The sequence below is a fragment of the Stenotrophomonas sp. X genome, assembly GCF_055721025.1.
This window is the reverse complement of the sequence record NZ_CM146756.1, coordinates 246,553-258,995: the sequence shown is the minus strand read 5'-3', so window position 1 is coordinate 258,995 and position 12,443 is coordinate 246,553. Positions and strand designations below refer to the sequence as shown.

14 protein-coding genes and 1 tRNA gene are annotated in these 12,443 nt (G+C 64.0%); 7 read left to right on the top strand and 8 right to left on the bottom strand.

The window, feature by feature from the left end; translation table 11 throughout:
• Positions 1-72 precede the first annotated feature (72 nt).
• On the top strand, positions 73-675 hold the full coding sequence (locus ACZ75I_RS01140) for a hypothetical protein (RefSeq protein ID WP_143566426.1): 603 nt from the start codon (positions 73-75) through the stop codon (positions 673-675).
• 57 nt (positions 676-732) lie between these two features.
• On the top strand, positions 733-1,521 hold the full coding sequence (locus ACZ75I_RS01135) for a hypothetical protein (protein ID WP_143566427.1): 789 nt from the start codon (positions 733-735) through the stop codon (positions 1,519-1,521).
• Positions 1,522-1,763: 242 nt separating this feature from the next.
• On the opposite strand, the gene ACZ75I_RS01130 is transcribed toward ACZ75I_RS01135, so the two are convergent.
• Complete coding sequence (locus ACZ75I_RS01130) at positions 1,764-1,997, bottom strand: hypothetical protein (RefSeq protein ID WP_241896215.1); 234 nt, start codon at positions 1,995-1,997, stop codon at positions 1,764-1,766.
• A gap of 821 nt (positions 1,998-2,818) precedes the next feature.
• Between ACZ75I_RS01130 and ACZ75I_RS01125 the strand changes: the two genes are divergently transcribed.
• Both ACZ75I_RS01125 and ACZ75I_RS01120 read left to right on the top strand, forming a co-directional pair.
• Positions 2,819-3,622 (top strand): hypothetical protein, encoded by an 804-nt coding sequence (locus tag ACZ75I_RS01125; RefSeq protein ID WP_143566428.1) that lies wholly within the window; start codon positions 2,819-2,821, stop codon positions 3,620-3,622.
• Between the two features lie 233 nt (positions 3,623-3,855).
• On the top strand, positions 3,856-4,623 hold the full coding sequence (locus ACZ75I_RS01120) for a hypothetical protein (protein WP_143566429.1): 768 nt from the start codon (positions 3,856-3,858) through the stop codon (positions 4,621-4,623).
• A gap of 190 nt (positions 4,624-4,813) precedes the next feature.
• Here the strand turns inward: ACZ75I_RS01120 and ACZ75I_RS01115 are convergent, their stop codons facing one another.
• Together ACZ75I_RS01115 and ACZ75I_RS01110 are read right to left on the bottom strand one after the other, a co-directional pair.
• Entirely contained in the window at positions 4,814-5,524 is a 711-nt protein-coding gene (locus ACZ75I_RS01115) for a DNA-methyltransferase (protein ID WP_099495457.1), read from the bottom strand.
• Positions 5,442-5,699, bottom strand: a complete 258-nt coding sequence (locus tag ACZ75I_RS01110) for a Com family DNA-binding transcriptional regulator (protein WP_099495456.1) — start codon at positions 5,697-5,699, stop codon at positions 5,442-5,444. Before ACZ75I_RS01110 ends, ACZ75I_RS01115 begins: the two co-directional genes overlap by 83 nt.
• A 130-nt stretch (positions 5,700-5,829) precedes the next feature.
• On the opposite strand from ACZ75I_RS01110, the gene ACZ75I_RS01105 reads away from it, so the two are divergent.
• Positions 5,830-6,972, top strand: coding sequence for a site-specific integrase (locus ACZ75I_RS01105; protein WP_472959036.1), 1,143 nt, complete (start codon positions 5,830-5,832; stop codon positions 6,970-6,972).
• Between the two features lie 102 nt (positions 6,973-7,074).
• Here the strand turns inward: ACZ75I_RS01105 and ACZ75I_RS01100 are convergent.
• The 4 genes from ACZ75I_RS01100 to birA form a co-directional block, all read right to left on the bottom strand.
• Positions 7,075-7,150 (bottom strand) — tRNA-Thr (locus ACZ75I_RS01100).
• Between the two features lie 40 nt (positions 7,151-7,190).
• Complete coding sequence (locus tag ACZ75I_RS01095) at positions 7,191-8,039, bottom strand: SPOR domain-containing protein (protein WP_472958592.1); 849 nt, start codon at positions 8,037-8,039, stop codon at positions 7,191-7,193.
• Positions 8,040-8,048: 9 nt separating this feature from the next.
• A complete protein-coding gene (locus ACZ75I_RS01090; RefSeq protein ID WP_061478782.1) occupies positions 8,049-8,780 on the bottom strand; it encodes a type III pantothenate kinase in 732 nt (243 codons plus the stop codon).
• Positions 8,777-9,745, bottom strand: a complete 969-nt coding sequence (gene birA, locus ACZ75I_RS01085) for a bifunctional biotin--[acetyl-CoA-carboxylase] ligase/biotin operon repressor BirA (protein ID WP_472958591.1) — start codon at positions 9,743-9,745, stop codon at positions 8,777-8,779. The genes ACZ75I_RS01090 and birA overlap by 4 nt, the downstream gene beginning before the upstream one ends.
• Before the next feature lie 144 nt (positions 9,746-9,889).
• On the opposite strand from birA, the gene ACZ75I_RS01080 reads away from it, so the two are divergent.
• Both ACZ75I_RS01080 and ACZ75I_RS01075 read left to right on the top strand, forming a co-directional pair.
• On the top strand, positions 9,890-10,174 hold the full coding sequence (locus ACZ75I_RS01080) for a hypothetical protein (protein WP_049412595.1): 285 nt from the start codon (positions 9,890-9,892) through the stop codon (positions 10,172-10,174).
• Positions 10,141-10,932 carry a M90 family metallopeptidase gene (locus tag ACZ75I_RS01075; RefSeq protein ID WP_472958590.1) on the top strand — a complete coding sequence of 264 codons (792 nt, stop codon included), beginning with the start codon at positions 10,141-10,143 and terminating at the stop codon, positions 10,930-10,932. The genes ACZ75I_RS01080 and ACZ75I_RS01075 overlap by 34 nt, the downstream gene beginning before the upstream one ends.
• Positions 10,933-11,017: 85 nt before the next feature.
• Here the strand turns inward: ACZ75I_RS01075 and ACZ75I_RS01070 are convergent, their stop codons facing one another.
• Entirely contained in the window at positions 11,018-12,442 is a 1,425-nt protein-coding gene (locus tag ACZ75I_RS01070) for an ATP-binding protein (protein WP_053498753.1), read from the bottom strand.
• Position 12,443 lies beyond the last annotated feature (1 nt).

Sequence of the window (12,443 nt, the reverse complement as noted above, 5' to 3'; positions counted from 1 at the left end):
TAATCACTGGCTGCGGCATCCCATGTGCCGTGATGAAAGCTGCACGAATCCTAGACCAAGGAGAGATCTAGTATGACTGTGAAAGTCTCGAAGGCTTTAGCCCTTTCCGCTATCGCACTAGGCACGGCATTTATATTGAGTGGCTGTGCCATGAAAACCATGAAGGCCTATGGTGAATGCAGTGGAAAGCAAACGGGCGGTGGCGAATGCAAGATTGGCATGGAGGTGATTTGGGAGGGTGATGGTGGCGGGAAAAAATCAATATACAACTCCCTTCTCTCCACGCTAGACGTACTTCCAGACGCGGCAAGCTTTGAACTGGATACGTCAGGCTCCACCATCCCCTATCCATCAAATGGCAGCGTGGTGCTTCGCGTTAAGAATTCATCGACCGGCGCAATCAGCGCCTCTCAAACCTTCGCATGGATTCGAACGGGGACAGTGATCCGGGTCGCTGATCCTGCCGCCGTGAATGCATGGATCTATTCCAACGTCGGCAGTGGAGATTCGTTGTCGTACGATCTCGCTCCATTCCATTCAGCGTATGGGAACGGACTTCAGGTGATAGCCGGCCAAGCCAAACAGGAGGGCATCACTAAGGCTAGTTATTATCTTGAATTTGAGGGACGCGACTGTGTCAATCATCCATCGCCGCATTTGTGCATGGAAATGTAGTACCTGTTAATTGACTGGAGCGGGGGGCATCAGCCCCCGCTCTCATGTGGGGACAAGATGCACAAAATCGCAATCTTCCTGGTCGGCGTCTGCGCCATTGTTCTTTCAGGCTGCGCGACTACCGTACCTCCGAAAGGCGTTGCCTCAGCTGGATATACTGAAGTTGTTTCCGTCCCTCTAGGCCCTCTTCGCTACTTCTACACGGCTTCCATGCTTCCTGGCCAGAACGCCGTAGGCACTACTTATCTCGTCCGCTGCGCGCACACCAAGCGGACGATCAACCTACAGATCGCGGATGGGCTTGCGATTAACGCCGAAGATGCCTGCGCACGTGTCGATGCGGCGGCTGCCTCATCCGAGTCATGGATACCGGCAGCATCGAACAGCTATCGGATCCTTCTTGTACAGGAAGGCACTTCTGCGGCAGCGCGGGCAAGATCGCTTGGCCGCTTTGCCACGGGCAGGACGCTCGCACTTGTGTCACCGGTCTACGGCGATCAACATCAGACCTTCGCGAATCTCGTTGACCTGGTTGCGCACGAGAGCCTTCATGCATTGGGCCACGCTACAAAGCATCCCCGAGCGCTGGACGAAAGAAGCGCTTACTACGCGGGCCTATGCGCGCAACTTCAGATCAACGGCTTCATCACGGAAGAAGGCTTGCCGGGGGCCCCTCTCGCGTCCGGTGATCGGGCAGTACGCTACTCCTCGCAGGAAGCCTATCGCGTGCGGCTGGAAACCTATCCGTTGCTAGCGGACGGAGGCATCCGGCTTGGAGCTCGATCCGGCGAGTTGATGCTGCAACGGTGTCAGCAGATCAGACGCGAGATGAATCGGCTTCGGTAGCCTCATTGGCTCCTCTCCCAGAACCTGAGCTCAAGGTCGTTTCCCCGATCGTCGCGAATGAGCCGGCGTACCGCGCTGACCTCTCTCGCTGCACCTGCTTTCAGGGCGTTGGGGCAGTCCCGAGTGATGCCGCTTATCCCATCCAGCCAAACTGCGGCGGGATGTGCAGCTTGGCCGACCTGTTCGCGCGTCTGGCCTCCCGGTGCGCCGTGATCTTGGCCACGTCCTCGCGCAGGCGCGCTTCATGCCTGCCAGCCGAAGGGTGGCTTGATGTGCAGCTTCTTCAACCTGTTCGCCCGCACCGCCTCTCGATAGGCCTCGATCTTGGCCACATCCTCGCGCAGGCGGGTCTCGTGCCTGGTCACCCACATCTCGGCGCCGGCCCGCCCCTGCTCGTAGCTGGTACACCAGCGGAACGGCCCGCCGGGACCATGCCGGTGCCGGCCGAGACTGGCGATCCAGATCCCGTCGTTCACCCGTTGCATCAGTACGACTACCCACACGCCGCTGCAAGCGATGACCGTGGGGGCATCGTCCGGGAGGCTGGCAGAACGCGTCGTCCAGTAGAAGTCGGGGGCAGCGGCATGGCCGGCAGGATACGGCTGGGCGTCGCAAACGCTGCGACAAGGGCGCGGGCTGCAGGCGTGAGCGCGTGCGGCGGCAGGGAAGCTGATGGCCCCCTTACGCGCGCTAGAGTGCAATTTTTGAGGTGACCACGGGAAAGAGGTAACAAAGGTAATCAGCCCATCGAGTTAGGCAAATTAACCTTTAAAATCAACTTCTTATATTATCCTTATGAAGGTAACAATAGGGTAACCTTGGAGTAACCCGATTACCTTTTGGGGAGGTAACATCGGCAGAGTAAAAATTCCTTAGGAATCAATGACATTACTTTGTAGGCCGCAGAAAATTACCTCCTATCACCTCAAAAGGTAACCACCTTTATGATTTTGCAATCAGAGGCTTAGCACCTGTTCGAGGCCGCGTGTTACCTGGTTACCTCTTTCCCGTGGTCACCTGAAAAATCGGGCCTGTCGAGAAGGGCCAGGGGACGCCCGCAGAGGGCCTCGCAGGCGCCCCTCTCGCGCAGGGAACCGCAGGGCCGGGCGTTGGCTGGAAACCCCGGAGAACGCCATACAGGGCCGGGGCTGGGCTTTGCTGCAGGGAGTGCAGAAAAAGCACCCTATGAAGTGCGCAGGCGTGGCGGGGAGACGAGTGCGCACGGCAGGCTCAGAGGCGCGCACGGGCCGGCGCCCCCGAGCGCTATGCTGCTACCCCTGGTTGAGGAACGCTGCACGTGAACGAACTGCAGGACGCGATACGCCGAGCGCTCGCCCAGACCCCGGCCCCCAACCATTCGCGTCGCCTCCCACCACGCGAATCGTTGATGGCTCTCGCCACCGATGCCCAGCAATTCGTTGAAGACACTCGATCAGCAATGGCGGCCGGTGCCGGCGGCCCAAGGACCGAGCGACGGGTCGTCGTCGGCGGACTGCTGGTTTACGCGTTAGACATCGCATGGTCGATTTGCCACCTTCTGCGCACAGAGCCAATGCGCACACATATCGTGGTGCTCACCTTATGGCGACCTTTATTGGAAATCTGGCTGCGCGCAGCGTTCTTTGCGTTGGAGGCGAGCGACGATGAGGTGGCTACCTTCCACAATGAAGGCCTACTTCCTCATCGCCCCTGGCCTAGCAACCCTGGAAGCCCGACGCAGATCACCCCTCGACTTATCGCTAGGCTCGTCGGCCCCAGGATCTGCCCGGATGAGCCAGACATGCTGAACGACCTTGCAGACGAGGTCCCGGACTGGCACAGCCTCGTACACGGTGGGAACGTGGTAGTCGATCTGTACGATGGCGGCGACACACTGCAGTCGCAGGTCGGGCCGGACGACATGGCGTTTAAGGTTAGGCGCGTTGCCGTCCTAGCGTTCCTGAGCGGCATCGTCGGTTTGAACCTCACGGCGGATGAGGGCAGACGCCATGAAGTGGATCACATTGGGAGCCGGCTGCTCGAAAAGATCCGAGCATTCCAGGCGAGGTGGCCACCACCTAGCGAAGTCGGCGAGGCTAAGAATGACGAAAGCCGCCCGTAGATGGGTTCCGGTGGGCTGGCAGGGAAAAAATCACCCTAGGAAGGGTACGGCCTAGCCAAGCGAACCGATACTCTGCTATCTAGATCCCTTTCAGCTTTTAGCTCCGAGGGCCGACCACACCGCAGATGTTGCCGCTGAGCGGTTGCACTCCCTCTGCTAACCCTTGTGTAGGGATGAAAGCGCCGGACTGCTGAACGACTTCTTGCTTTTGCAATACTACTAAGGAGATTGCTATGCCCAAGGAAGAAAAAACCATAACGCTCACGGTTTCGGGCCCTGATCGTGATCCGAACCTAATGAATAAACTCACGGCGAGCGACATCGTCGTAGAAGCGGCGCATGCCGCCATTCAGGCGGTCCCTGTTGTGGGACCGGCCGCGAGCGGGATGCTAAAAATTGCCTTTCAGTCACCGAGCCAGAAGCGGGCGTCGGAGTTCTTCAATCACGTTCACAATGACCTGAGAGCTGTCGAGGGCAAGCTGTCAAGCCTGCCTGATGAACTCTTTGAATCAGGGGCTTACTCCTCAGCTCTTATCAGCACGACCCATATTGCACTACTGACAAAAGAGCCGGAAAAAATTGATGCACTGAGAGCTGCAATGCTCAACGTTGCCCTTAATGCCAGCGATGATGAGGCTTTCAATCAGATGCGAATTGCGGCCTTAAGGGACATGACCAGCATCCATATCAAAGTGCTTCAGTTTTATGCAGCGAGACGGCCAGATGTTGTAGAAAGACTGGGGAAGGATAATAGGGCAATCACCCCATCTGACTTTGAGACACCGTTACGGGCTTGTTTCAGACATGACCTGCCCTTCTACATTGTAGAGAGGGCCTGCCGTGAGCTTGAATCTGCAGGACTAATTTCCGTACGGCCAGGCTTCTACAAAATCATGTCTGGAGACAATTTCGCCACGATGCTTCCCACTGCCTTTGGTTCAGTTGTCCATGGATTCATTAAGCTTCCGGCAGAAGTCAGCCCGCTAACATCGGCGGAGTAGGATCGCTCAGCACAGGTCGGAAGTACGAGGTTGCCAACACAAGTGGTCCGTTACCAGCGAGACACTTTCGACGACGCGAAGCTGTAGTTTCTCCATCTTGGTTCTCACCAGATAGATGCATCCAGCACTGCATCTAGAACGCACAGGGGAAGGCCGCAGATAAGCGGCCTTCCTTCCTGAAGGCATGAGGTCAGTGACCGCCCAATCTACTGCTAGCAACATCGTAGTAGTGTTGGGTCATCTCAATGCCGGTCCATGCATAGCCCTCAGCATCCGCGGCTACCAGGGTGGTACCCGAACCAGCGAAGGGATCGAGGATGCGGCCACCCTCCTCGCAGATGCGTACCAGTTGCCGCATTAGGTCGGTCGGCTTGCCGGTCAGGTGATGCTTGTCGGCTTTGCGTACCGCCTCGCGGAACACGCCCGGAAGCGTGGGCGCCGCCCGGTCCAGCGGCATCCCGCCCTTGCTACCCCACACGACGTATTCGGCTTGGTTGGAGAATCGGCCACGCTGCGGCCGGACGCCGCCTGTCTTGTCCCATACCGCGACACCGCGCCAGGTAAAGCCGGCGCATTGCAGCGCGTCGGTGGTCAGAGGCAGCTGCCGCCAGTCAGTGAAGAGCAACACGGGGGCTCCATCGCGCAGGACGCGGTGGCACTGCGCCAGCCACAGGTGCATCCACGCCAGGTGCGAACGCTGGTCGCGTTCGTCGCTCGGGAAGTCGGCATGCAGGTGCGGGCCACCACTCTGCATGTACTTCTCGTTCGGACTGCGCTGACGGGCGGAGGCGTGCGTGCCGCCGCTGGCGTATGGCGGATCAGTGATGAGGGCGTCGAAGCTGTTGGCCGGCAGGGTCGGCAGGACGGTCAGCGCATCGCCGTGGATCAGTTCGTTCTTCATGGGTAGAGCCTTCTTCGTGGTGTCGCTCGCGGCGATCCGTGGAGAGGCTCTGGGCCTTCATGTGGTTCATGTCCCCACACCGGGGGCACTTCATCTGTAGGTCGTAGTCGCCAGCCGCTCTGGCCAGCAGGCGCGCACAGGCGCCGCAGCGCAGGTTCTGTCGTGCTTGATTCATGCAGCTGCCGCTCCCAGCTCGAAGGCGTCGAAGCGGATCACCTCTTGGCCCAGCCATTCGTTGATCGCAGTCATTCGCGTCTGCAGCGGGGCAAGCTCCATCGCCGCCCACACCGCCGCTCAACCCGGAGATCCCTGGTCACATTGACCAGGGATCGCTTCCACGCGGCGTGTATTGGGGCGAGGGCCGTTGGTACGTGCTCGACCCACACCCCGAGGGCATCGGACAGAAGAAGGAAACGGTGGCCTCGCGGCGCGCCCGCCTTTCGGATCTGCACGCGATCATGGAGGCGCGAGCCGGCGGCAACATTCGTGGAACCCTCGACTACCTGGTCGAGGTGTTCAAGCGGTCCAGCGAGTACATCGACCTGTCGAAGAAGTCGAAGGAGGGCTACGACTACTGCGCAGCAAAGGCGAGCGGCTACCTCCTGCGCGATGGTCGCCCACTGGGCCAACAGCGCATCGAGCATCTTTCGGTGCCGGTCCTCCAGCGAGTGGTGGAAACCATGGCCACCGGCCGGCCTGCCATAGGTAAGCTGCCCCTGATCGCGGCAACACCGGCGGCGGCGAACCGCGTGGCCAGCTATCTGCGGCGTCTGTTCGCTTGGGGAATCCGGCATGGCCACTGCACGTCGAACCCTGCCGACGGCATACGCAAGGTGCGTGAGAAGCGCGATGCGCGCATGCCTGACCACGATTCTTTCGACGCGGTGCTGCGATTCGCACGCACGTGCGCGAGCCGCCAGGCGCATACCGCTGGCAGCTGTCCGCCCTATCTCCCTGCAGTTATGGTGCTGGCCTATGCGGTCCGCCTACGCGGCATTGAGGTGAACACTCTCACCGACGCCAACCTGCAGACTGATGGCATTCGCAGCAATCGCCGAAAGGGGTCGCGCGACAACGTGACGCTGTGGACCAAGGATCTGCGCGCGGCCGTGAAGTGGCTACAGTCCTACCGGGACGAACGGATGCAGGCGCATGGGCGGCCGGTACCGATCAAACCTGAGCAGCGACGCCTTCTTGTTTCGGAGTCCGGCACCCCGCTCACGAAATCAGCCCTCGACAGCGCCTGGCAACGCCTGGTCCGCCGCGCGATTGCGGAGGACGTGATCGAGGAGGAGCAGCGGTTCGCGCTCCATGGCCTGAAACACCGGGGAATCACCGACAGCGAGGACAAGAGCGCTGGCGGCCACGTGACCGAGGCCATGCGTCAGCTGTACGACCATTCCGTACCGGTGGTGAAAGCGGCCGTGAAACCAAAAAAGAAGGGCTAATTTTACCGGCAATTTTACCGGCGGAAGCCAAAAGGCCAGCGCACCGCGCTGGCCTTTTTCGTTGAAACCCCTGTTTTAAAAGGCGTTTCGGCGCTTCCCGAGTGGTGCCGCTTATCCGAATCGAACGGATGACCTACTGTTTACAAGACAGTTGCTCTACCAACTGAGCTAAAGCGGCATGGCTGGTGCACCGGCGGCAGTGCCGCGGTCCGGGGATTCTAGCGCAACCTTGCGCATTCCAGCGACCGGCTCTGTGCTGCACCGCTGCGCTGCTGGGCCTGGGTCGGTTGCGTGCCTGCCGCCAGCTGCCCTTCCAGCCACCACTGGCCGGCGTCGCCGCTGGCGACCAGGCGCGGCTGGAAGCCGGCAGCCTGCACCGCTGCCATGCGGCGCTCGGCGCCTTCGCGGTTGCGGTACTGGCCCAGCGCCACGGCGTTGGCCTCCTCCCCTTGGCTGATGATGTAGTAGTCGCTCAGGCCGGCGGCGACGATGCGCTTCACGGTGGCCTGCGCTTCGTCGCGGTTGGCGGCGGCCGGCAGCATCACCCGGTAACGGGCACTGCCGCTGGCAGCGGGCTGTTCGCGCAGGCGCACCTGGCTGAGCAGCGTGCCGGCCTTGCCCTGCGCGGTGCTGGCGGCGGCGCGGTCGGCGAACGGGCCCAGCGCGACGCACCGCGGCGGCTCGGCGGCCGCGGGCGGGGTGACGGGCTTTTCCGGTGCCGGAACGGGTACAGGCGGTGTTCCCGGCTTGGCAGCGTCAGCAACCGGCGCAGCGTCAGCCGTCTGCGGCCTGGCGATCTCCGGCTTTGCCGGCGCAACGGGCGCGGGCGTCGCAGCCACCGCGGTCTTCGCCGCCGGTTCGCGCTCCATCAACGGTGCGGTCGGGGCGGTGGCAGTGGCCTCGGCTGCGGCATTGGCATCCACGCCACCGGGCACCCAGCGCAGCTCGGCCACGCCAGCGGGTTGCGATGGCGGCGCAGGCTTCTGTGGTGCATCGCGCAGCAGCCACCAGCAGGCGACGCCGAGATTGAGAATGGCCAGTACGACGATCAGGGCACGGGTCAGCATGCGCGGATACTAGCGCGCGGGCTGGTGCACCGCCCAGCGGGCGATGCCATCCAGCACCAGCGAGGGGTGGTAATCGGCAGCGGGCAGCAACGGCATCAGCGCCGGTGCGCCGCCACCGTGCACCAGCAGCGACGGTGCCACGCCCAGCAGCGTGTGCGCGTGCTGTGCGCTGCGTTCAATCAGCGCCACCGCAGCGCCATCGCAGCCGGAGGCCAGCGCGTCGGCGGTGTCGTTGGCGAACTCGCTGTAGCCGCCACCGGTCGCGGGCAGCTGCACGGCACGGGCATGCAGTGCTTCGCGCATGGTGGTGGGCGATGCGGAGATGCGGCCACCGTGGTGCTGGCCGTCGGCATCGAGCAGATCAATCGTCAGTGCGGTGCCCACGCCGACCACCAGCACCGGGCGCTGCGCCTTGGCCGCGGCCAGCAGGGCCAGGAAGCGGTCGACGCCGAACTTTTCCGGCCTGGCATAGGCAATGCGCACGCCGGCGCATTCGGCGCTGGTGCGCACTACATGCACATGCTCGAAGCGGCGCTGCAGCTGGTCCAGCATCGCGCTGGTAAGCGACGGTGCCGCCACGCTGGCCACGAACGCGGTGCGGCCGCTGGGCAGGCTGTGCGGCGGCTGCCCGGCCATGCCTTCGGCGCCATGCGCCCAGGCCTGCACGTCACCGGCACGGTCACCCTGCAACGGCGCGAACTTGAAGCGCGAGTTGCCGAGGTCGAACAACCAATCGCTCATGCCGCCCTCACGCTGACTTCGCCGGCGTGCAGCAGGCGTTCCTGGCCATCGATGCGCACGCGCAATGCACCGTCATCGGCCAAGCCAAGCGCAGTACCGTGCTGCCACTGCCCGTCCAGTTCCACGCGCACTTCGCGGCCGGCCAGCATGTCGAACGCAGCGTAGCGCGGCAGGAACGGAGCGAGGCCTTCGCGATCGAATTCTTCCAGCGCCGGCAGCAGACGCGCCAGCACGGCAGCAACCACCCCATTGCGGTCCACCGGCTTGCCGGCCAACGTGTCCAGGTCCACCCACGGCTGGGTGATCTGCTCGCCGAACGACGGCGGCATGTGGGTGTTGATGCCGATGCCGATCACCGCGCGCGCCGGGCCGGCGTATTCGCCACCGCCCTCGGCAAGCAGGCCGACCAGCTTGCGCTTGCCATCGACGATCAGGTCGTTCGGCCACTTCAACTGCGCCTGGGTGTAGCCCAGATCGTGCAGCGCTTCGGCCACGGCGATGCCGGCCACCAGGCTCAACCCGGCCAGGCGGCCCAGGCCGCCGGAGTACAGGCGCATCACCGACAGGTAGATATGCGCGGCCAACGGCGAGGCCCAGGTGCGGCCACGACGGCCGCGGCCACCGGTCTGGCGTTCGGCCAGCAGCACGCTGACCCCGCGCTGGGGCGCGCTGCACCGCAGCAATTCAGCGTTGGTGGAGTCCACCGTCCAGGCCACCTGCAGGTCGTGCAGCAGGGCCTGGGCATCGGCGGGCAGGCCGGCGCGGATCGCCACCGGGTCCAGCAGGTCGGCCGGGCGGGTCAGGCCATAGCCCTCGCCAGCACGGCCCTCGATGTCCACACCTGCGGCCCTAAGCCCTTGAATACGCTTCCAAACAGCCGCCCGGGTCTGGCCCAGCTCTCGGGCCAGGGCGTCGCCGGACAGGCGACCGGCAGCGAGTTTGGCCAGCAATTGGCGATCGTCCACGGCAGCTTCCACGAAGTCAGGAAGGAATTATGCGGGAAAGCCGCCAGCGACGCCTGCCACGCTGGGTTCCGCCGGGGCTTCCAACGGGGCGCCGGGTTCGGGCTAGAATCGGGAACTCACCCTCCCTTAACGTGGATGTCGTCAATGCGCCGTTATGCCCATTGCCTGATCCTGCTGATGATGCCCTTCGCGGCGTCTGCAACGGCAGCGCTGGACGACAGCCGGGGCGCCTGCGTGTCCTCCAACGGTGATGCCGCCTCGCAGCGCGCGCCGACCGCGACCGCCTCGGCTGCGACCACCAAGCCGGCACCGGTACGCCCTGCGGCCGGCAGTGCCACCAGCACCGGGGGCGGCGGCAGCGACGACGACGTGCTGCAGCGCATCCGTGCGCCGAAGTGGCACAGCTACCTGCCGGGAATGTTCCGCTGATCAAGTCGTTGCTGCAGTGGCTGCGGCCCTCGCCGCGGCCGATCGACGATGCGCTTTGGGAAGACGCCTGCCGCCGTGCGGCCTGGTTGCGCGGCCTGGACGACGAACGCCGCGCGCGACTGCGCGTGCTGGCCACGCGCTTCCTGCATGAGAAGACCATTACCCCTGTCGGTGAACTGCAACTGCAGGCTGGCGATGGCGTGCTGCTGGCCGCACTGTGCTGCCTGCCGCTGCTGGAATTCGGCGACGTGGGGCTGGAAGGCTGGTCGCAGCTGATCCTCTACCCGGATGCGTTCCGCGTGCACCGCAGCCACATGGATGCGGCCGGCGTGTTGCACGAGTGGGATGACGAGCTGATCGGCGAGTCGTGGGACAGTGGTCCGTTGATCCTGTCCTGGGCCGATGTGCAGGCCGACCTGGCCGCGCCGCACGACGGCTACTGCGTGGCGGTGCATGAGATGGTGCACAAGCTCGATGCGCTGGATGGTGCAATGGACGGCACACCGCCGCTGCCGCGGCAATGGCAGCGCGAGTGGGCGGCCACGTTCCAGCGCGCCTACGATGCCTTCTGTGCGCAGGTGGACGCAGGCGAAGAGACGCTGATCGATCCGTATGCGGCCGAGGCGCCGGAGGAGTTCTTCGCGGTGGCCAGCGAGTACCACTTCTCGGCACCGGATCTGCTGCAGCAGGCGTTGCCCGAGGTCGCCGCGCAGCTGCGGCGGTTCTATGGCGAGCCGCCGAAGATCGAAATGCGGTAGTGCCGGCCGCTGGCCGGCAACCTCATGATCTTCGATGGCATTGCTTGGTTGCCGGCCAGCGGCCGGCACTACCGATCAACGAGGTTTACGGCCCCGGCGGCAAGCGCACTTCGAAGCGGGCGCCACCCAGTTCGGCCGAACGGCCCACGGTCAGTTCGCCGCGGTAGTCCTTGATCAGGTCCTGCACGATCGACAGGCCGATGCCGTGGCCCTGCACGCGCTCGTCGCCACGCACGCCACGCTGCAGCACCTTGCCGATGTCATCCGGGGCGATGCCCGGGCCATCGTCGTCCACCGCCAGCAGCAGGCCGGCGCGGCGCGCGTTCGGCGCCGGCAGCGGCTGCGCGGTCAGCAGCACGCGGCGGTTGGCCCACTTGAAGGCGTTCTCCAGCAGGTTGCCGAGCAGTTCCTGCAGGTCACCCGGTTCGCCGTGGAAGCGCGCGGCCGGGTCGATATCGAATTCGCACAGCACGCCCTTGGCGGCGTAGACCTTTTCCAGGCCACGCACGATTTCCTCGGCGTTGGACTCGATCGGCAGCGGCGCGGAGAACAGCTTGTGGCCCGACGAGGCCGCGCGTGCCAGCTGGTACGAAACCAGGTTGTTCATGCGCTGCAGCTGCACGTCCAGTTCTTCGCGCAGCGCACCGTCGCCGGCGCCGCTGTCCATCTGCGTGCGCAGTACCGCGATTGGCGTTTTCAGGCTGTGCGCCAGATCGGCAAGGGTGTTGCGCTGGCGCTCGAGGTTCTCGCGCTCGCTTTCGATGAAGGCGTTGATGCTGTCGGTCAGCGGTTCCAGCTCGCGCGGGTGGCGCTCGCTCATGCGCTCGGTCTCGCCGCGCTGCACCTTGGTCAGCTCGGTGATCACGCGGCGCAGCGGGCGCAGGCTCCACTGCAGGATGACGGTCTGCAGCAGCAGCAGGATCAGGCCGATGCCGCCCAGGTAGAACCAGACGCGGCCACGGAACACGCGCAGCTGCGCACCCAGCGCGCGCGAGTCTTCCATCACATAGATGGTGTAGGGGAATTCAGTGGCGGGGTCGGCGTCGGCGCCCCACACCAGGCCCAGGCCATAGCGGTACACCGAGCCCTGGCTGCCATCGATCTGGATCATCGGCAGCGGGCCTTCGAACACCTCCTGGCGCGGCGCCAGCAGGCCGCCACCGACGGTGGGCAGCATCGGGCCTTCGGCGGACATCGAATTGCCCTTGCCGTGCGGCATCACCACCTGCAGGTACAGGCCACTGCCAGGTACGTCGAAGCGCGAATCCGGCGGCTGCTCGCGGATGTACAGCGAGCGGTCGCGGGTGAAGTCGATGCCGGCCGCGTAGGAGGTGGCGTAGTTCTTCAGGCGCTCACGCAGGTTCGCCTTCGCCGTATCGGCGAAGGCGGCGTCGAGCGCGTAACCGGCCAGCGCCAGGAACGCGACCAGGCCCACGGACGCGGCGAGCATCTGGCGCGCCTGCAGTGAGCGCGGCCGCCAGCGTCGGAAGAACCACAGACGGCCGGACATC